We start from the raw sequence: 18344 nt of genomic DNA, 5'->3' as shown, positions 1-18344 counted from the left end.
GGCATGCGAACCCGGTTTGCCCCCTCCCCGACAGGATTTCTCCACATCGGCCACGCCCTGGCGGCGAAAGAAGCGTTTGATTTTGCGCAAGCGAAGGGCGCCCAATGTCTTTTGAGAATAGAAGATACAGACCATACGCGCTGCAAAGAAGAGTTCACCCAAAGCATCTACGCAGATTTAGATTGGCTTGGCTTTGATTGGCCGCTTCCGGTCAGAGTGCAAAGCCAATATTATCCGGATTACGCAAAACCTGTCTCGAAATTGATTGACCGGGGACTGGCCTATCCCTGCGAATTGACGCGAAAAGATATCAAAGAAGGGAAACGCCCTCACCCTGATAATATGAAAGATAATAACGGCTCAGTCATTAGGGCAGAGCTTCTGAAATCCGCTCAACAGGACCGTCCCTCACTCCCTTTTGCCTTGCGCCTTAATTTGCCAAAGGCCTTGGAGACTATCGGTCCCTTGAGCTTTGAAGATATCGGGCCTATCCACAAAGGCATTCACGATGCCCGTGAGTTTTTCGATCAAAACGACCTTGATCCTGTTATCGCACGCAAGGACATAGGCTGCAGTTATATGATCGCAGGACCGCGTGATGACTGGAAGCAGGAAATTTCCCATGTCGTCCGCGGGGCAGACCTCTTTAATGAAACGCCCTTGCAGGTTTTAATACAGGCGCTTATGGGCTGGCCCACACCGATTTATTATCATCATGGATTGGTAATGAATGAGGCAGGCGAGAAATTGTCCAAACGCAATCTCGATACCGCGCTTCAGAGCTTGCGAGACGCCGGGCAAACACCAGAGGACATTTGGGATATGACGAGAGCTTTTTCAAAATGAGTCCGGAACTCTTTATTGATATTTATGACTGGATCGGCGTATTTGTTTTCGCTGTGTCCGGCGGCCTTATGGCGGTGCGTCAACGCATGGATATTTTCGGGGTTGTTGTTATCTCGCTTCTGCCGGCTATTGGCGGCGGGACGTTGCGGGACGTCCTACTGGGTGAACCCGTCTTCTGGCTCTCAGATCAGGTTAGCTTATTAATTGCCTCAAGCGCCGGGGTCGCCGCGTTCCTGGCGCCGCGTTTCTGGACAAAGTTCAAAAGCCTGCGATGGCTCGACTCTGCCGGGCTGGCGCTTTTCGCTGTCGTCGGCGCCTCCAAGGCCGCCTCGCTTGGATATGGTTTTGTTATCTGCACCATCATGGGAACAATTACGGCGACAGCAGGCGGACTTTTGCGCGATGTTGTATGTAACGAAACGCCTATGCTTCTGAAAGCCGACATTTACGCCACGGCCGCGTTTTTGGGGGCTGCTGTTTATTTCGTAACGCGACAATATGGTTATTCAGAACCTGTCTGCCTCACGGCCGGGGCGTCTCTCGTGTTTCTTTTGCGGGCCGTGACGATTATTTATAAACTCAATCTCCCCGCTAGTAAGGGCGATGAAGGGGCGATATAGACGACCCATGGCCGCCTCCACGACCAGTTTTGTTTTTGATATCTGGTATTTTGCCGGACTGTCTTCGGATGTGAAGCGCGGAAAAATGGTGCGCCGCGAAATTGCCGGAGAGCCAATCACTTTGGGACGCGATGAAAACGGCAAGGTCTTTGCCCTGCGCGATATTTGCCCGCACCGCGCTGCGCCGCTTTCCTCTGGCTGTGTGAAATCCGGAACAGTCGAATGCCCATACCATGGCTGGCGGTTCGGCATTGAAGACGGCGCCTGCAAGGAGATACCTGCCCTGTGCGATGGGCAGAAAATGGAAACAGAAAAGATAAAAGTCCGCACTTTCCCGGCGCGGGAAGACGGGGCGCTCCTCTGGATATTCATTTCGGCAGATAAACGTTTTGCGGGCATTCCAGATATTAATCCCCCGCGTTTTGCCTTCGCCGACCGCAAGGCGACCCTTGACGATTCCCTGACGCTGAACTGCCACGTCGATCATGCGGTCATCGGCCTGATGGATCCGGCCCACGGGCCCTATGTTCATCGGCAATGGTGGTGGCGATCGGAACATTCCATGCACGAAAAAGCCAAAGACTTTGCCCCTATCGAACGCGGCTTTTCAATGGTCGCGCATAGTCCCTCTTCCAATAGTTTTGCCTATAAGCTACTCGGCGGAAAACCCGTGACAGAAATTAATTTCCTCCTGCCTGGTATCAGGACAGAGGAAATTAAAGTTGGAAAAAAAACAGTTTTGTCCTTCACCGCTGTCACGCCTCTGGATGAAAGCCGCACGCAAATCCGGCAGATATTTTTTACCGATCACGGCCTGTTCAAAGCGCTCTCACCCCTTATTCGAATTGGCGCGAGGGCTTTCCTCCGGCAGGACGCTCATATGGTGGATCTCCAGCAAATGGGGCTTGCTCACAATCCGACGCTCATGCTGGTCGAGGATTCCGACACGCAAGCAAAGTGGTATTTCGCGCTTAAAAAAGCTTGGGCAAAATCTCGTAAAACAGAGGCGGCTTTCGTCAATCCGGTGAAGGCCAAAACCCTGCGATGGAGAAGTTGATGAAAGCGATGAAAATTGTTCTGGCTCTTATCCTCCTATTATTACTGGCAGGCGCCATTTATATTTTTGCTTTTATTGTTCCGGGCGTTGATGCGGATATGAATGAAGTCATCCCGCATGATCCCTACCCGGTGTCAACAGAGGCGGAGGCGCTTCACCCGACACTCGAGATTGCCGATCTTCACGCCGACACACTGCTTTGGCGCCGTAATCCTGAAAAACGCCACGAGCGCGGTCATGTGGATTTACCCCGTCTTGAAGAGGGCGGTGTGGATTTTCAGGTTTTTTCTGCGGTCACAAAGTCTCCGCGCGGATTGAACTTTGACGAAAACTCCGCCGATTCACCGGATGATATTGCCATGCTGGCCAAAGCGCAGCTCTGGCCCCTTCGGACTTGGGACTCGATTTATGAACGCGCCGCCTTCCAAGCCGAGCGTCTGCACAAGCTCGCGGCGAATGACAAAAACAATCTGGTCATTGCCAAGTCAAGATCCGACCTCGATCAGCCGGAGGATGTTCTCGTCGGACTTTTACTGACGGAAGGGGCGCACCCCCTGGAAGGCAAGATAGAAAATATTACCCGGCTTTACGCGGAAGGCTACCGCGCGATGGGACTTCAGCATTTCTTTGACAATGAACTTGGCGGCTCCATGCACGGCCAAAGTCAGGCGGGGCTAACAGAATTTGGGAAAGAGGCTGTCCGCGAAATGGAAAGCCAAGGCATTATTATTGATGTGGCCCATTCCTCCGTCGCCTCGGTTCGAGACACTCTTGCCATCACGGAACGCCCTGTGTTCATCTCTCATGGCGGAACCATCAGCCATTGCCCGCGCACAGCCAACCGCAATCTGCCCGATGAGGTTTTACAGGAAATTGCGGCGCGTGGCGGGATTATTGGCATTGGTTATTTTGAAGGCGTTATTTGCGACATTACCCCAAAGGGCGTTGCCGCCGCGATTATTCACGCCGTTGACCTGCTCGGCGAAGACGCCGTCGCGCTGGGTTCTGACTTTGACGGCACAGTCGAAACGACGTTTGATACCTCCGAGCTGGCCGCTTTGACGCATGAATTACTCTCGCAAGGCATGACGGAGCCAACTGTGCGTAAAGTGATGGGAGAAAACGCCCGTCAATTTTTCAAAACCAACCTCCCGCAATAAGATTCCCCTCATGATAAAACAGACTTTATTTGCAAGCTTTATCGCAGTCTCATCGCTATTGATCGGATGCGCGCCGCCCGCTCCGGAAGCCAAAATGGAGACGCCTCTCCGGGTGTTTGAAACGCTTGCGTCTGACGCTATGCAAGGTCGGGCCACTGGAACAGCGGGCGGCGACAAAGCACGGGAATATCTGAAACAGGAAATGAAAGCGCTCGGCGTTTTTGATGAAACCCGAGCCCAGGTTTTCGCCTTCTCTCCGCCTAGTCGAGATGACGGACCGACAATTGAACTGGAAGGCACAAACCTCATCGGCGTCATTGACGCCGAGGATGACGACACAGCTCCAATTTTGATTATCACGGCCCATTATGACCATCTGGGCATTCGCGATGGCGGCGTCATTTATAACGGCGCGGATGACAATGCGTCCGGCAGCGCCGCGCTTTTTGCTATCGCTGAAAGTTTCGCCGAACGCCCGCCCAAGCATGACGTTGCGTTGGTCTGGCTTGATGCCGAGGAACGCGGTCTGTCGGGGGCCAGAGCCTTTGTCGCCGCCGATCCATTGGTAAAGGGCCGCGCGGTTTTTAACCTCAATCTCGATATGGTCAGCCAGAATGAGAGAGAACTCTATTTTTCCGGCGCTCATCATTATCCGATATTAAAAACGTTGATGGAAAAGGCGGCCAAGGGGACAGGGCTAACGCTTTCTTTTGGCCATGATCGCCCCGAAGACGGTCCGGATGACTGGACCCATCAATCCGATCACGCCGCCTTTCATGCGGTTGGTATTCCATTTGGCTATTTCGGGGTAGAAGACCATCCGAATTATCACCGGGCAAGTGACACTTACGAGACAATTCCGCAAAAATTTTATAAATCTTCGGTTCAGACAATTGTGAACGCGGCGCATATTCTGGACACCTATCTCGACACGATCGCCAAAGCTGCAGTGCCGGGCGGAGCAGATCCGACTGTCCAAACCGACACCGAGTAGATGGACTGGCACGTCTATATACTGCGCTGCGGGGACGGCACGCTCTATACGGGGATTGCCAAGGACTTGGAAAAACGTGTCGCAGTCCATAATTCCGGCAAAGGCGCAAAATATACGGCGCGGCGATTACCCGTCAAACTGACTTACAGCGAAGAAGCGGAAAACCGAAGCGCCGCAAGTCAAAGAGAATATGCGATTAAGCAATTGAGCCGGGCCGAAAAGCTTGCCCTGATAACCTCTTAAAGAACGTCCCCTTCAAGGGAGCTTTGCAAGGCCTCCACCCTGTCCTTAACCGCTTTGAGTTTCGGATGCAGCTTGTTTGCCTCTCGATAGGCTTCCAGAGCTTCTTCATTACGCCCGAGTTGCTCGAATACATTGCCCATTGTCCAGAGCGCATAGAAATGACGCGGCTCCAGCGTGAGGGCATGCGCGGCTTCGGTCAGAGCTCGGGATAGGTTCTTTTCTTCCAGAGCGAGACGAGACGATCTGGCCCAGCCTTCGGCATAATCCGGCATTAGGTCGAGCGTATGATCATACATGGCGCGGGCCAGTTTCATATCCCCATTCGTTTGCGCCGCCGCGCCGCGCCGCAAGACGAAATTGACGGAAGGAGAGCCGCTATCGAGCCAAAGCGCCCAAATTTCCTCGGCGATCAATTCGCCTTGGTCTTCATTCGCCGCATTGGCCAAGCGTATAAAGAGTTTATCCAGCCGCGCCCGTCGTTCGGCGGCAGACGACATTTTTGAATAATCCGGCTGTTTGAGAATTTCCGGCGCGATGAAGTCCGTAACCCCATCTTCATCGGCTGGGGCCTCCGGTAGATCTTCAGGAAGACTGTCAGGCTCAGGTGTTTCGGGACGGTCCTCATCTGGCAGAATCGGTTCAGGAGGTGGAAGCTGTGTACCGTCTTTTGGCGGCGCGATTTGCGCCCAGACAGGAGACACTAAGACCGGCGACACTATGATAGCAGCGGAGATCAGCGCACAAAGCGCGAGAAAGAGACTATGGCGGGAAAGTTTCAACACCCATATACACTGACGCCTCCCGCCATGACTGGCAAGAGGCGTTGAACATGTACATGCGCCCGACAGGCGCAAAATAAATGAAGTTTAACCTTGGCGCGCTTTGAAACGCGGATTGGTTTTATTAATAACGTAGAGACGGCCTTTGCGACGGACGATTTGGCAGTCGCGGTGACGGTTTCTCAGGGATTTCAGCGAACTACGGACTTTCATCTGTCTGACTTTCCAATAAGTGTGATCAACCGCATAGGCGGCTGGGTTTATCTCGAACGGGGCATATAGTCAGGACAGCGGGTCAAGTCAACGCGCAAAACTGTATTATTCACGCCCTTTTGGGCGAATTTGAGCGTTAACAACCCTGTGCAGCTTGTCATGTAAATCCACTAGTCGGACTCATCGGCCTTTGCTAGAGCTGTTATTATGACACATCACCGCTACACCGTCCTTGTTTTGGCTCTTACTGCGCTTCAGGGGTGTGCGAGCCCCCCAAATGCCGACGCTCAGCTTCGGGGGTCTCAACCCGTCGGCGCCCAAGCCGAAGCAATTGACTCAGACGTTTCGGAAGAAGAAGCCCAGCAAATGCGGTTCGAGGCCTGGAAATCAGATTTTATCAACCGCGCAAGCTCCAAGGGGTATGACCGAAATTTAGTTGAAAACGCTCTGCAATCAGCAACAATCAACGAACGCGCGCTGGAGCGCGACAGTGACCAACCTGAATTTACAAAACCGGTCTGGTCTTATGTTGATAACGCCGTGTCTGTGGATCGTCTGAATACCGGCACCGCGAAACTGATAGAAAATGAAACTGTCTTTAATGATATCGAAGCGCGTTATCATGTCCCCCGTCATATCCTGACGTCTATATGGGGTCTTGAGTCCGCTTATGGCCGAATTATGGGCACACATGATATCATTAGCTCTCTGGCGACCTTTGCTTTTGAGGGCCGACGTACGGAATTTGGAGAGCAGCAGCTCTTCGCCATATTGGATTTATTGCAGAAAAATGAGGTAAGAGCCGATCAGCTGACGGGGTCCTGGGCCGGAGCGATGGGTATGACCCAATTCATTCCCACAACTTTTCGCGATTACGCCGTAGATTTCAACAAGGACGGAAATAAAGATCTCTGGACGGACCCCTATGACGCACTCGGCAGCGCCGCGCATTACCTCAGCCGTCATGGATGGCGCAAAGGCGAACCCGTCATGACCGAAGTCGTCGTACCAGCAGGTTTCGATTACTCCTTGGCCGAAACGGCGACCAAAACAGTCGATGAATGGGCCTCATTGGGAGTTCGTCCCATAACAGGACAAAGCTGGGCAGAAAATCAGGGCGCTTTGAATGCTGAAATGATTGCTCCCGCCGGGCATAGAGGACCTATCCTCCTCACCTTCAAGAATTTTTACGTTATCAAAAAATATAATAATTCCACAAGTTATGCCATGGGAATTACGGTACTCGGAGACGCTCTGCGCGGCCTTAAAACAATAACTACGGATTGGCCACGTGAGGACAAAGCTCTTACCTCTGAAGATAAAAAGGCGATGCAGGCTAAATTGACTGAGTTAGGTTTCGACACCAAGGGAATCGATGGTCAGATCGGCCCCAATACGCGCAAAGCGATCCGAGCTTGGCAAAAAAATAATGGGCTTCCAGCTGATGGATATATGGAACAAAATCTCTTCAAAAGACTTATGACGTCATAATTTCGCTCAATTCTTAAAGGGGTTTAACAATTCTCTTGACTTATTGAGCGGTTATAGCCTGTTATTGGAACAGGTCACATTATTTGGAGAGAAAACGTGAAACCTTTCACTTATAAAACATTGATTGCCGCCAGTGCCGCCGCCCTTATGGTCGCCTGTTCTGGTACAGACGGAGAAGATGCAGCAGAGGATATTGAAGCCACTGTTGAGTCCGTCACCACCGAAGCTCAGCAAGCTGCAGAGCGCACAGCCGAGGAACTGGATGAACAGGGCGAAGCTCTGGTTAATTCTGCTCAGGAACAGGCTGATCGTCTGGATAATGCTGGCGAGACGGTTCAAGAGGCGACAGCCCGTAATATTGAGCGCCTGAGAGAAGCCGGAGACATCACGGAAGAAGAGGCCAAAGCCATGATGGAAGCAGCCAAAAAAGAAGCGATGGAACTGAAAGAAGCAGGTAAAGCCGCCATTCAAAACGCCGAAGAAAAAGCAAAAGCTATGAAAGACGCCGGCGAAGAAATGGTGGACGATACAGAAGAGATGGTCGACGAAACTGACAATTAAGCCAGCATAGCTTTCAAAGTACCTATCCCCGTTCTGCCCCATCAGGACGGGGTTTTTATTGGCTCATTCTAATCTCTATGGATCTGATGACATAACTCCTCTGTGAGGTTATGTGAATATATGCCCGCGCCTCGCCCCCTTACTCTTTGCCCCCCTGCCCGTCTGGATTGGAGCCGCCCGGGAACGCCTGCAGCGGCTGAATTCGGGGATATTTATTTTTCGACAGATGGCGGACTGGAAGAAACCCGCGCCGTATTTCTAGGTGGATGCGGCTTGCCAGAAGGCTGGCACAAGACGGAACGCTTTGTCATCGGCGAATTAGGGTTTGGCTCCGGGCTCAACTTCCTCGCAACATGGCAAATGTGGGAAAAAAACAAACCAGATAACGCACATCTTCATTTTATATCTGTCGAAAAATTTCCTCTCGACACATCTCAACTCGAGAAAGCCCTTTCAGCCTGGCCTGAGCTTTCTACCAAGGCGAAAGCACTCTTGAAGGCCTGGCCTGACAGGATCAAAGGACTCCACCGTCTGCATTTCGGAAATGTGACTCTGACTCTCATCCATGACGACATTTTGCCCGCTTTAGAGAGCGCAAATTTTCGCGCCAATGCCTGGTTTCTTGACGGTTTTAGTCCCTCCAAAAACCCCGAAATGTGGTCCTCTGAAGTCATGAAAAAGGTGGCAGATTTATCTGCGCCGGGGGCGCGGATGGCAACGTTCACTGTTGCCGGATCTGTGCGCCGCGCCTTAACGGAGGCCGGATTTGACGTTGAACGGAAGGACGGATTTGGACGAAAACGCCATCGATTAGAAGCCCGCCATGCTGGAACGGCGAAATACTTCAAATACGATATGAAAAACCAACCGACGATTATCGGTGCGGGCATAGGCGGGCTTTCTTTGGCGCGGGCTTTTCTGCGGCGGGGCATTGTGCCGAAAGTCATTGAAGATCCGGATCATATTGCCGCGAGCGGGAATGCGGCTGCCCTGATCAAACCCCGCTTTGACCTACAGGACCGACCTGAAAGCCGTTTCTTCCTCAGCAGCTATCTATATGCGCTTGAATTTTACAAGGACTACAGCCTTTCATACGGCATTACTCACCTCGCAAAAAATGAATCTGAAATTGAACGGCATAAGAAGTTGCTGTCTCAACAGCCCTTGCCAAAAACTCATATGGAAGCAGCTAAAAATCATGCCCTTTTTCTGGGCCAAGCTCTCGCAATTGATCCTTTAGCGCATAGACAATCTGTTCTCGATCAAGCGGATTATGAGACTCAAAAATTAGAAAACCTGTCTAACATCAGCTCTCCTGTCTTTCTCGCGGCTGGATATGGCATTCGGACTTTATTGCCGGATTGGCCGCTTCGGTTTTCACGAGGGCAATTAAGTTGGGCTGAAGATGAGAAAGCATTCAGCGAAACAGTAAGTTATGGCGGTTACGCTCTACCGGTCAGAGATAAAATTCTGATTGGCGCAACACATGACCGTTTGACCCCTGGCGAGAATCCATTTGATTTGAGGCCAGAAGATGACCAGAAAAATCTGGATCTATACGAGACCTATATCGGACTTAAACCTACGCCTTCAGATAAGTCTTCGCGGGCCAGCGTGCGCGTTACGACGCCTGATACTTTGCCTGCCATCGGAAAAACCCAAAATGATATTCAGGTTCTAACGGGTTTGGGATCGCGGGGCTTTGTCTTCGCGCCGCTTTTGGCAGAAGCCATAATTTCAAAATATTTAGGGGATCCCTTACCTATAGAAAAAGAGGTCTGGCAGAAGTTTTCTGCCAGTCGGCTGTTTTCCTAATTCCTATGATCTACTTCTATATCAGATGATCCTGATGTCGTTTTTTCGAGCGACCCGTTTACAGTGTCAAAATAAATATCGGCTGACCCTGAGGCCTTGGCCACAGCGTCCCGGACAATGGCATTTATTTCTGCATCCGCAGAACCTGAGACATCGACATAAAGATTAGTAATTTCACCGCTCCCTATGTAAATATCGCCGCTTCCCGCGCTCTTCAGACCCACGCGGTTTGTCCCCTCGCCGCCAATTCTCTTCAGCTCCAGATCGCCCGAGCCGGAACTGCGATAATCTAAAGAGCCAGCAATCGAACCAATTTCATAATCCCCGGAACCTGAGGTTTCAATTATGGCAGAACCTGAAATAGTTTTTATTTCGACGTCACCAGAACCGGAGGTTCGAACATCCGCATTTTCGGTTTCCCCGATCGCTAAATCGCCGGAGCCATTACTTTCTGCTTTAAGATATTTTACGGACTCTGCCTTTATATCGCCGGAGCCAGACATCTGACTGCTCAAGTTCCGTGAACCAGTAAAAGTTAAGTCTGCCGCGCCGCGGCCTTCCACATCCATATCTCCGCTCAGACGACCAAGATTTATCGCACCGCAGTGTATCAGAGACAAATCGGCTGAGTAAATGTCAGGTGTACCTTGGCTAAAGACGATCGAATTACGAAGTTTAAGTGAGACGTCCACAGGAAGAGATAAAGTCAGAGTGGGGTAATCTTCCAGATCTTCATATCCTCCGAATACTCCCTTTTTCTCTTTATTCCCGAAAAAGCTAAAATTATACGATCCGCCATATCCTTGGCATTTATCACCGTCGGGGGAGCGAACGCCGCCATTAATTATAAGGCCGTTTCCTTCATTTGAAGCATCGACGCTAGATGCTTTTTTTCGATTTGTTATTTCGGCCTGTTGCCCCCCGTTTGACCAGATAATTGTTCCAACGAAATCCTCTATTAAAACTTCAGGCTTCTCGTCGGCTCCTGCCGAGCTCGGCATGAGGAGCGGTAGCGATAATAGCGTGGATGCGATAAAATTTTTATGAGCGAAAATAGGCATGATGTTCTCTTTAACTGGCTAAAAAAAAGCGGGCTCTAAAAGCCCGTTTTTAGAATTTAAGGGTAACGGCGTGGTCACCGCGAAGTTTCAGCGTCAGAGCAAAATCAGATGTCTCTGCCAGTGTGGCCTGCAATCCGTCCTTGCCCCAATCCAAGTTAAATTGTGAAACCGAGAGGGTTGCGCCTCTGACCGGCTGTATTTCCTGGACCGGCGGTAGGGTCGTGCCTGTCGCCAGTAATGCGGTAATTGCGAGTGTCGTTTTAATCATGACCATGTCCTCCTTGGGTCAAGCAGTTAGCGTCTAGGATTCCAGGTCGCGAAAGTCGCGGCGCAGTTTCCACTCTTTGGATGTGATGGATTTTTCCAAATCCTGCATCCGTTCTTCCAGAGATCTGAACTTAGATCTCACATCCTTAAATGTTGTCGTCCGAACCGGAGCCGATGGCGACTCTCTGTAAGCCCGGCGCGTCTGGCGGTACTCACGCTGATAGGGCGCGCGAACGTCTTTTGGGATAAATATCCAGAGCAAAATATAGACCAGCAAAGGGAGTTGCAGGAATATGACAGAGAGGACAAACAGAACCCGGACAATCGTATGGTCCAGTCCGAAATAATCCCCAATACCGGAACAGACACCGCCAAAGACGCCGTCTATTTTATTCCGGCGAAGTCGCCTAAACGTGTTGGGTCCGTTATTGTTAAATCCGGCTTCGTAATTCTCCCAACCATTTTTATAATCATGAGACCGCTTAGTCATTTTTCTCTCTCCAGTTTGGCACTTCATCATCCAGAATGCGCTCCAAAACGGCGACGCGTTGATCTAGAATATCTGCGACTTTGGACATTTGCTCCAGCTCGGCGATCTCATCGCCGCTCATATGGTGAAGCTTTTTGTCCTGATGCTTAAAATACATGACAGTCCAGATAATGAAGACCGGCATGAGGATAGCGATAATTGGAATTAAAAGGGCCAATTCATCCTCCATTGTGTTTCTCTCTCTACTCGTGTGATGTCCGGGCGGCGCGAAGGCTCACCAGTTCGAAGGGAATGAGCGTATATCCACCGCCCGGACGCTAGGGCAAGCTAGACTTAACTCGCCTTTTTGTTTTTTGTCTCTTTATTGGCCGCTTTTTTGCCGCCGAGGCGTTCTTTCAGAGCTGAAAGCTCATCTTCAACGGCGTCATTGGCTTCAAGTTCGGCAAACTGGCTTTCCAAAGATTGCCCTGCGCCAAGATCGTAACTCTCGACCTGAGCTTCCAAATCATCGACCTTGCGTTCCATCCGCTGATAGCGAGCGAGCGCGTCTTCGACTTTGGAGTCTTTCAAGACAGTGCGCATCTTGATTTGGCCGCGGGCTACATTTCCGCGCATCAGCAGCGCTTTATGTTTTGCCTTGGCTTCATCCAGCTTGGTCTGAAGTTTGGACAGATCAGAGTCTGCCTTATCTACGGCTTCGTCGAGGATTTTCATCTCTTTCTTGACAACTTCGGCCATGGCTTCGGCTTGCTGTTTGGCACTCAGCGCTCCTCTAGCCAGATCTTCGCGGTCTTTAGACAAAGCAAGCTCAGCCTTGGCTTCCCATTCATTAGCGCGGGAGGAATATTCCTCGGCTTTGCGGGAAAGCTCCTTGCGCTCGGCAATGTTACGAGCGGCGTCTGTGCGTACCTCAATTAATGTGTCTTCCATCTCTTGGATGATTAAGCGCGCGATCTTTTCCGGATCTTCGGCTTTGTCAATCATCGCATTCAGGTTTGAATTGATGATGTCACCCATGCGTGAAAAAATTCCCATTTTCGTCTCCTAAAACTAAGTTCTCGGGCCAGACGGCCCAAATGTGGGGTTGGGGTTAAAAGTTGCGGTTTAAGCGAAAACCGCGGCAATGATGAAACCGGCAATAAAGAAATACCATGTTTCGGCTTTGCGGCTCGTCAGGTAGCGGACGAAGCGGGCGCCTTTACGTTGCCAGCTTTCGCCTTCGTGACGATAATTGTCTGTTCTATAGTCGTTCATTGTGTATTCCTTTCGGTTTGCAGTTGCAGATGAGCAGGCTCTTTCAGAGCCGCTCTAAAATCCGAAACCGACAACGCGGCTACCGATATTGCGGTGGCTCATAACCGCACTGTAACGGCGTGATCGGCTATTACGGGCGGGGGCAGAAGACATCGCCATGGCGGCGTCTGGTGACTCAGAAGCTGTGTCTATGTCTAAAGTACGGAAGGTCATCTTTCTCTCTCTTTCAGTTTTGACCTCGGGTTTGAGGTTTTTCGTTTGCGACGATGAATGCCGCCGACACACATAATATGGACAGTCTGCGAGACTTTGTCGAATATTTTTAAGTCATTGAAATAATTGAATAATTTATTTTACCGAGCTTAGCTTAGGATAATATTTAGTTTAATATACTACTTTTTAGTCTATTGATTTAGTATATTTTACTATTATAATAGGTGTATGAGCGCGATTTCTCAGCAACCTATTGGCCGGTCGGCTATATTTTACGCCCTTTTGGATAAAGTGTCGGACGCCGCAGCCCTAGAAAAACCAGTTCTGATCATGGGCGAGCGGGGAACGGGAAAGGAATTGATCGCCTCACGCCTTCACTTTCTCTCTCCGAGATGGGAACAGCCCTATATAAGAGTCAATTGCGCTGCCTTTAGCGACGATATGCTGGACAAAGAGCTGTTCGGCCAGTCGTTTCTGGACGGACGCGAGGAGACGAATGGCCGTTTTTACGCCGCCGACACCGGAACTCTTTTTCTGGACAATATAGATCAGACAGGCTTGCGGCTTCAGGAAAAACTGCTGCGGGCCATCGAATATGGACAGTTCGAGGCCGGACTGGAGTCGGAAAGCCAGCAAGTGGATGTTCGCATCTTGTCCGCCAGCGGCCAGGATTTACGTAATTGCGTTCATGAGGGAACATTTCAGTCAGATCTACTGGACCGATTGGCGTTTGACGTTGTTCACCTGCCGCCCCTGCGAATCCGGCCGGAGGATGTGCAACCTCTCTCCGATTTATTTGGCAAGCGTATGACTCTTGAGCTAGGCGCCGAGCGATTTCCTGGCTTTACGCCGGAAGCCATGAGCGTGATGGAAAGCCAGTCGTGGCCAGGAAATGTGCGCGAATTGAAAAACGTGGTTGAGCGCAGCGTTGCGGCGAGCTTTCTAAAGGACGAAAGCTTAAGCCGTCCTATTCCAACTTTGCAGCTAGACCCTTTTGCAGGACCTGATTGGGCAAAATCAAACCCAATAGATGGTAACGTTAGTCCAAAAATTGAGCGTCAAAGCAAGAGCCTCCATGAATCAAGCCCTGATGCAAGTTTTGAGGAACGCGTTTTGGTTTTCGAAAGACGTTTAATTGACGAAGCCATGACGGCGAATGATCACCATCAAGGGAAAGCCGCCAAAGATCTCGATTTGACCTATCACCAATTCCGAGGGCTTTTACGAAAGCATGGGCTTCGCAAATAGCGTGAACACATCAAAACAGTGCTTCAGGCTTGCTTTTGAGGGGCGAAACAAGACATTCAACCCTATGCCTCAACATAATGACCTCCTTATCGCTATTCGCCAGATAACCCGCGCTATTGATTTGAGCTCCAAACGCTTAGTCAAACTTGCAGGTCTGACAGCTCCACAATTCCTTGTCCTGCAGACTTTATCATTGGATGAGCCGTGCAAACCCTCTGATATTGCCAAACAGGTGTTTCTCTCTCAGGCGACCGTCAGCTCTATTGTGGACAGGCTGATAAAAGCTAAATTTGTGCGGCGAGAGAAAAGCGAAGCAGATGGGCGCGTGATAAATATTTATCTGACAGAGAAGGGGCAAAACCGCTTAAAGGCGGCGCCTCCACTCCTTCAGGAAAGCTTCACACGCCAGTTTGAACAGCTGGAAAACTGGGAACAGTCGCTGCTACTGTCGTCATTGCAGCGACTCGCCAATATGATGAACGCCGAGAATTTCGACGCGGCACCAATTCTGGAAGTCGGCGACCTCACCAAAGACGCTTAAGAGAACTACTCCTGCGTCACATCAATGACTGAGTCGCCGTCCGGCGTATCCCATTGAAGATGATGCTCTTCCAGTCGGACCAGATTATCCTTACCGACAATCGTCCCGCGGGTTTTATAACCTAAGAGCTGCTCTGGCGGCATATTCATATTCCGGGTCAAAACCATTGTCTCTTCAGAGGAGAAGTTGCTCAAACCTCGTGCGATCTCTTCCCCGTCCTCGCTGTAAATATGAATAACATCGCCTTTGACATAAGGACCTTGAATAGATTTGACGTGCTCGCGGAGAATAGAGACCTTTTCTTTGTCAAATGCCTCAACAATATCTGAAGAAATGACAATGCTCCCGGCCATCTGCAATCGGTCAGTCAACCAGGCCGCCCAGGCCGAGGCGGGCTCTGTATGGGCCAGACAACGTGTATGCTTCCGTTCATTGAACAAAACAGAAGAGACCGGGCTTTCATGCTCGCCATTCGCAATAAGGGTAACACATCCGGCGTTTTGCGCCATATTTGCAGCCTGCATCTTGGTCAACATACCGCCAGAGCCCAGATCGCTGGTTCCGGTTGTAACCGCCAGATACTGACTTACGTCTTCAACTTCCTCGACAAGTTTAGCGCCCGGCTCTTCCGGGTTTTTGTCGTAAAGGCCATCAATACAGGTCAGAATGACCAAATGGTCGGCCTGCACCATCTGAGCGACTTTCGCGGCCAGACGATCATTGTCTCCCACGCGAATTTCTTCAGTTGTGATTGAGTCATTCTCATTCACGATCGGAATGACGTCTGCATCAAGGAGGCGGTCAATTGTATTCTTCGTATTTAAGAAGCGCTTGCGCTCTTCCATATCGCGCAATGTGACAAGGACTTGTGCAATATCGAAACTATATTCTGTGCCGACTTGCTTATAAGCATTCAGCAAAAGCGGCATCCCGCAGGCTGCGGCCGCCTGTTTATCACGTAGACCCGCTGTCTCGGGCGTTTCGCCAATCATTTTCAACCCCAGGGCCACGGACCCCGAAGAACAGAGGATAATGTCATAACCCTGCTCACGTAATTTCCGGAAATCCTCTAAAAGCCTTTGAATGAAAGCCCAGCGGGGCGTTAAAAGGTCCGGATTGGCCAACAGGCTTGACCCGACTTTAACAACAATACGTTTACTAATGGGCAAAAAAGCCTCCTTATTTTCAGAGCGCGGCCTATTTTTGGCGCGCAAAGCGTGAAATAGTTTGAACACAAATGATTTTGTGCGTGAATTTCAGCGCCAAACGCCTAATTTGAAGAATTAATTCCCTTCATTTACAGCGAATGACGTATATTTTGTTTGAATACAAATAATATCGTCCCTATATAATTTCAATGGCTATCAAACAAACATCTCATAAAGTTTTAATGGTGGGTTGCGGCAAAATGGGCGGCGCCTTGCTCGAACAATGGATTACCTCGGATCGACTCGATTTCTCGGTGGTAGACCCTATGGCAGAAAGCCTGCCGGATGGAGCGCGACTTCTAAAAGAGCCGCAAGCTCTAAAGAATGAAATGTTCGATTTGATCATCGTCGCCATTAAACCACAATTAATTGAAAAAGTCCTCCCCACTTATTCAAAACGATTAACGGAAAACGGATTGGTCTTGTCTATGGCTGCCGGTTTTTCAGGAACGCGGCTCGCTAAGGTTATGGAAACAGACCGCGTCGCCCGTATTATGCCGAATTTGCCCTCCATGATTGGCAAAGGCGTTGCCGGTCTTTACGCAACCGAGGCGGTATCCAAGCAATGGCGTGAAACCCTAGAACACATGATGGAACTAGCTGGCACGAGTGTTTGGGTCGACAGTGAAGACGGGCTTGACCGTATCACGGCTGTTGCCGGAAGCGGGCCGGGTTACGTATTTGAGTTCGCCCGCACTTATGTTGAAGCCGCTGAATCTCTTGGCTTCTCCAATGAACAGGCCCGTGATCTCGTCCTCGGGACAATTTTGGGTACCATAGAGATGGCTCAAGGGTCTGATGAGACTTTAGAAACCCTGCGCAATAACGTGACCAGTAAAAACGGAACGACAGAAGCGGGTCTGAACGCTTTGAACGAAGATGGCGTTATAACTAAGAAGTTGAAAGCAACAGTGGATGCGGCCTATAATCGGGCAGTTGAACTTCGATAGAATATCTAAATTAAGCTGACACAAAATAATTTTTAAATAGGAATTTTTTAATGACGATCACAAAGATGGACGTGACCGAACATATCAACACACTTGGTCAACAGGCGAAAAAAGCCGCCATGGCGCTTTCACTTGCCTCAACGGATCAAAAAAATACAGCTCTTAAGGAATCTGCGGCCGCGCTACGCGCCCGGATGAGTGACCTACTCGCCGCAAACAAAAAAGACGTGGATAGCGTCGCGGGCAAAAAGCCCGACTCATTTATTGACCGCCTCAAGCTCACTGAAGACCGCATAGAAGGTATCGCAAGCGCATTGGAGCAAATTGCTGAATTGCCGGATCCTGTTGGACGTAAACTTGCAAATTTTGATCGTCCAAATGGTCTGAATATTGAACGCGTCGCCGTTCCCATCGGCGTAATCGGCATGATATATGAATCCCGGCCAAATGTCGGGGCCGACGCTAGCGCGCTCTGCCTCAAATCCGGGAATGCCGTGATTTTACGCGGCGGCTCTGAAAGTCTGAATTCTACAGCTATCATTGTCGAAGCTATGCAAACTGGTTTAGCAAAGGCCGGCCTCCCTGAACATGTGGTACAAACTGTCGGCACCACAGACCGAGACGCGGTCACAGCCCTTTTACAGGCGGATGAATATGTCGATTTAGTTATACCCCGCGGCGGACGAGGCTTGGTCGAACTTGTACGGAATAAATCCAAAGTCCCGACGCTTCTGCATTTGGACGGGAATTGTCACAGCTATATTCACAAAGACGCGGATATCGAAAAAGCCATTGAAATCGTCAATAATGCCAAATTGCGCCGCACGGGCGTTTGCGGTGCGACGGAGAGCATCGTTATTGACCGCTCCATCGCTAAAGATGTTATCCCGAAACTGATCGACAAAATGCCAGGCTGTGAACTCCGCGGCGATGAAGAATCTGTCAAGATCGACTCTCGCCTCAAAGCAGCGACCGAAGAAGATTGGTCAACGGAATATCTCGATACGATCGCCTCGATAAAACTTGTAGATGATGCAAATGAAGCCATCCGCTGGGTGTCTGAGCATTCTTCGGGTCACACAGATGCGATTATCACCGAAGACAATGCGACGGCAGAGAATTTTCTTCGCGCGATAGACAGCGCGGTGGTCATGCATAACGCGTCCACACAATTCTCCGATGGCGGTGAATTCGGCATGGGCGCAGAGATCGGGATTGCGACAGGTAAAATGCACGCTCGCGGGCCTGTGGGTCTCGAGCAATTGACAAGCTTCAAATATCTTGTTCATGGTAGTGGGCAGACGCGTCCATAAGATCTTGCGATTATATCGTC

General features: G+C 50.4%; 23 protein-coding genes. 13 read left to right on the top strand and 10 right to left on the bottom strand.

The features are described from left to right. The first annotated feature begins 3 nt into the window (after positions 1-3). From gluQRS to ACN0IC_RS01230, 6 genes are read left to right on the top strand one after another with little or no spacing between them, the layout of a single operon-like run. Positions 4-846, top strand: coding sequence for a tRNA glutamyl-Q(34) synthetase GluQRS (gene gluQRS / locus ACN0IC_RS01255; protein ID WP_416876931.1), 843 nt, complete (start codon positions 4-6; stop codon positions 844-846). After that, complete coding sequence (locus tag ACN0IC_RS01250; protein ID WP_416876930.1) at positions 843-1466, top strand: trimeric intracellular cation channel family protein; 624 nt, start codon at positions 843-845, stop codon at positions 1464-1466. Before gluQRS ends, ACN0IC_RS01250 begins: the two co-directional genes overlap by 4 nt. 7 nt (positions 1467-1473) lie before the next feature. Next, positions 1474-2523, top strand: a complete 1050-nt coding sequence (locus tag ACN0IC_RS01245; RefSeq protein WP_416876929.1) for a Rieske 2Fe-2S domain-containing protein — start codon at positions 1474-1476, stop codon at positions 2521-2523. Next, the gene (locus tag ACN0IC_RS01240; RefSeq protein ID WP_416876928.1) at positions 2523-3683 is read left to right on the top strand and encodes a dipeptidase; all 1161 of its coding nucleotides are present in this window, start codon (positions 2523-2525) and stop codon (positions 3681-3683) included. Before ACN0IC_RS01245 ends, ACN0IC_RS01240 begins: the two co-directional genes overlap by 1 nt. Before the next feature lie 10 nt (positions 3684-3693). Continuing rightward, positions 3694-4677, top strand: coding sequence for a M28 family peptidase (locus ACN0IC_RS01235; protein ID WP_416876927.1), 984 nt, complete (start codon positions 3694-3696; stop codon positions 4675-4677). Further along, entirely contained in the window at positions 4678-4920 is a 243-nt protein-coding gene (locus ACN0IC_RS01230; RefSeq protein ID WP_416876926.1) for a GIY-YIG nuclease family protein, read from the top strand. It begins immediately after the preceding gene. Here ACN0IC_RS01230 and ACN0IC_RS01225 read toward each other — a convergent pair. Continuing rightward, complete coding sequence (locus tag ACN0IC_RS01225; RefSeq protein WP_416876925.1) at positions 4917-5702, bottom strand: tetratricopeptide repeat protein; 786 nt, start codon at positions 5700-5702, stop codon at positions 4917-4919. The genes ACN0IC_RS01230 and ACN0IC_RS01225 overlap by 4 nt on opposite strands. A gap of 84 nt (positions 5703-5786) precedes the next feature. Continuing rightward, positions 5787-5912 (bottom strand): type B 50S ribosomal protein L36, encoded by a 126-nt coding sequence (gene ykgO, locus ACN0IC_RS01220; protein ID WP_415810396.1) that lies wholly within the window; start codon positions 5910-5912, stop codon positions 5787-5789. 207 nt (positions 5913-6119) lie between these two features. On the opposite strand from ykgO, the gene ACN0IC_RS01215 reads away from it, so the two are divergent. The 3 genes from ACN0IC_RS01215 (at position 6120) to mnmD (ending at position 9779) form a co-directional block, all read left to right on the top strand. Further along, positions 6120-7403, top strand: a complete 1284-nt coding sequence (locus ACN0IC_RS01215) for a lytic murein transglycosylase (RefSeq protein WP_416876924.1) — start codon at positions 6120-6122, stop codon at positions 7401-7403. Positions 7404-7499: 96 nt separating this feature from the next. Then, on the top strand, positions 7500-7964 hold the full coding sequence (locus tag ACN0IC_RS01210; protein ID WP_416876923.1) for a hypothetical protein: 465 nt from the start codon (positions 7500-7502) through the stop codon (positions 7962-7964). A gap of 120 nt (positions 7965-8084) precedes the next feature. Next, positions 8085-9779, top strand: a complete 1695-nt coding sequence (mnmD, locus tag ACN0IC_RS01205; protein ID WP_416876922.1) for a tRNA (5-methylaminomethyl-2-thiouridine)(34)-methyltransferase MnmD — start codon at positions 8085-8087, stop codon at positions 9777-9779. Here the strand turns inward: mnmD and ACN0IC_RS01200 are convergent. The 7 genes from ACN0IC_RS01200 to ACN0IC_RS01170 form a co-directional block, all read right to left on the bottom strand. Next, complete coding sequence (locus tag ACN0IC_RS01200) at positions 9776-10840, bottom strand: GIN domain-containing protein (protein WP_416876921.1); 1065 nt, start codon at positions 10838-10840, stop codon at positions 9776-9778. The genes mnmD and ACN0IC_RS01200 overlap by 4 nt on opposite strands. A gap of 49 nt (positions 10841-10889) precedes the next feature. Further along, complete coding sequence (locus ACN0IC_RS01195) at positions 10890-11108, bottom strand: hypothetical protein (RefSeq protein WP_416876920.1); 219 nt, start codon at positions 11106-11108, stop codon at positions 10890-10892. Positions 11109-11141: 33 nt separating this feature from the next. Beyond that, on the bottom strand, positions 11142-11597 hold the full coding sequence (locus ACN0IC_RS01190) for a PspC domain-containing protein (RefSeq protein ID WP_416876919.1): 456 nt from the start codon (positions 11595-11597) through the stop codon (positions 11142-11144). Further along, the gene (gene pspB / locus ACN0IC_RS01185; RefSeq protein WP_416876918.1) at positions 11590-11826 is read right to left on the bottom strand and encodes an envelope stress response membrane protein PspB; all 237 of its coding nucleotides are present in this window, start codon (positions 11824-11826) and stop codon (positions 11590-11592) included. Before pspB ends, ACN0IC_RS01190 begins: the two co-directional genes overlap by 8 nt. Before the next feature lie 104 nt (positions 11827-11930). Further along, on the bottom strand, positions 11931-12632 hold the full coding sequence (gene pspA, locus ACN0IC_RS01180; RefSeq protein WP_416876917.1) for a phage shock protein PspA: 702 nt from the start codon (positions 12630-12632) through the stop codon (positions 11931-11933). Positions 12633-12701: 69 nt separating this feature from the next. Continuing rightward, positions 12702-12851 (bottom strand): hypothetical protein, encoded by a 150-nt coding sequence (locus ACN0IC_RS01175; protein ID WP_416876916.1) that lies wholly within the window; start codon positions 12849-12851, stop codon positions 12702-12704. A 54-nt stretch (positions 12852-12905) separates the two neighbouring features. After that, entirely contained in the window at positions 12906-13064 is a 159-nt protein-coding gene (locus ACN0IC_RS01170; protein ID WP_416876915.1) for a hypothetical protein, read from the bottom strand. 228 nt (positions 13065-13292) lie between these two features. Between ACN0IC_RS01170 and ACN0IC_RS01165 the strand changes: the two genes are divergently transcribed. Next, entirely contained in the window at positions 13293-14312 is a 1020-nt protein-coding gene (locus ACN0IC_RS01165; RefSeq protein ID WP_416876914.1) for a sigma 54-interacting transcriptional regulator, read from the top strand. 64 nt (positions 14313-14376) lie between these two features. Beyond that, positions 14377-14853, top strand: coding sequence for a MarR family winged helix-turn-helix transcriptional regulator (locus tag ACN0IC_RS01160; protein ID WP_416876913.1), 477 nt, complete (start codon positions 14377-14379; stop codon positions 14851-14853). A 5-nt stretch (positions 14854-14858) separates the two neighbouring features. Here ACN0IC_RS01160 and proB read toward each other — a convergent pair whose 3' ends face one another. Continuing rightward, positions 14859-16022, bottom strand: coding sequence for a glutamate 5-kinase (gene proB, locus ACN0IC_RS01155; RefSeq protein ID WP_416876912.1), 1164 nt, complete (start codon positions 16020-16022; stop codon positions 14859-14861). A 188-nt stretch (positions 16023-16210) separates the two neighbouring features. On the opposite strand from proB, the gene ACN0IC_RS01150 reads away from it, so the two are divergent. Together ACN0IC_RS01150 and ACN0IC_RS01145 are read left to right on the top strand one after the other, a co-directional pair. Then, positions 16211-17011, top strand: a complete 801-nt coding sequence (locus ACN0IC_RS01150) for a pyrroline-5-carboxylate reductase family protein (protein ID WP_416876911.1) — start codon at positions 16211-16213, stop codon at positions 17009-17011. A gap of 50 nt (positions 17012-17061) precedes the next feature. Continuing rightward, positions 17062-18324 (top strand): glutamate-5-semialdehyde dehydrogenase, encoded by a 1263-nt coding sequence (locus tag ACN0IC_RS01145; protein ID WP_416876910.1) that lies wholly within the window; start codon positions 17062-17064, stop codon positions 18322-18324. Positions 18325-18344: the final 20 nt, after the last annotated feature.

The organism is Litorimonas sp. (assembly GCA_029936425.1).
GTDB lineage: Bacteria > Pseudomonadota > Alphaproteobacteria > Caulobacterales > Maricaulaceae > Litorimonas.
This window is presented reverse-complemented; position numbering and strand designations above follow the sequence as displayed.

Coding starts and splice junctions, on each gene's coding strand:
- gluQRS (WP_416876931.1), top strand. CDS start 4: ATGCGAACCCGGTTTGCCCCCTCCCCGACAGGATTTCTCCACATCGGC.
- ACN0IC_RS01250 (WP_416876930.1), top strand. CDS start 843: ATGAGTCCGGAACTCTTTATTGATATTTATGACTGGATCGGCGTATTT.
- ACN0IC_RS01245 (WP_416876929.1), top strand. CDS start 1,474: ATGGCCGCCTCCACGACCAGTTTTGTTTTTGATATCTGGTATTTTGCC.
- ACN0IC_RS01240 (WP_416876928.1), top strand. CDS start 2,523: ATGAAAGCGATGAAAATTGTTCTGGCTCTTATCCTCCTATTATTACTG.
- ACN0IC_RS01235 (WP_416876927.1), top strand. CDS start 3,694: ATGATAAAACAGACTTTATTTGCAAGCTTTATCGCAGTCTCATCGCTA.
- ACN0IC_RS01230 (WP_416876926.1), top strand. CDS start 4,678: ATGGACTGGCACGTCTATATACTGCGCTGCGGGGACGGCACGCTCTAT.
- ykgO (WP_415810396.1), bottom strand. CDS start 5,912: ATGAAAGTCCGTAGTTCGCTGAAATCCCTGAGAAACCGTCACCGCGAC.
- ACN0IC_RS01215 (WP_416876924.1), top strand. CDS start 6,120: ATGACACATCACCGCTACACCGTCCTTGTTTTGGCTCTTACTGCGCTT.
- mnmD (WP_416876922.1), top strand. CDS start 8,085: ATGCCCGCGCCTCGCCCCCTTACTCTTTGCCCCCCTGCCCGTCTGGAT.
- ACN0IC_RS01200 (WP_416876921.1), bottom strand. CDS start 10,840: ATGCCTATTTTCGCTCATAAAAATTTTATCGCATCCACGCTATTATCG.
- ACN0IC_RS01195 (WP_416876920.1), bottom strand. CDS start 11,108: ATGATTAAAACGACACTCGCAATTACCGCATTACTGGCGACAGGCACG.
- ACN0IC_RS01190 (WP_416876919.1), bottom strand. CDS start 11,597: ATGACTAAGCGGTCTCATGATTATAAAAATGGTTGGGAGAATTACGAA.
- pspB (WP_416876918.1), bottom strand. CDS start 11,826: ATGGAGGATGAATTGGCCCTTTTAATTCCAATTATCGCTATCCTCATG.
- pspA (WP_416876917.1), bottom strand. CDS start 12,632: ATGGGAATTTTTTCACGCATGGGTGACATCATCAATTCAAACCTGAAT.
- ACN0IC_RS01175 (WP_416876916.1), bottom strand. CDS start 12,851: ATGAACGACTATAGAACAGACAATTATCGTCACGAAGGCGAAAGCTGG.
- ACN0IC_RS01170 (WP_416876915.1), bottom strand. CDS start 13,064: ATGACCTTCCGTACTTTAGACATAGACACAGCTTCTGAGTCACCAGAC.
- ACN0IC_RS01165 (WP_416876914.1), top strand. CDS start 13,293: ATGAGCGCGATTTCTCAGCAACCTATTGGCCGGTCGGCTATATTTTAC.
- ACN0IC_RS01160 (WP_416876913.1), top strand. CDS start 14,377: ATGCCTCAACATAATGACCTCCTTATCGCTATTCGCCAGATAACCCGC.
- ACN0IC_RS01150 (WP_416876911.1), top strand. CDS start 16,211: ATGGCTATCAAACAAACATCTCATAAAGTTTTAATGGTGGGTTGCGGC.
- ACN0IC_RS01145 (WP_416876910.1), top strand. CDS start 17,062: ATGACGATCACAAAGATGGACGTGACCGAACATATCAACACACTTGGT.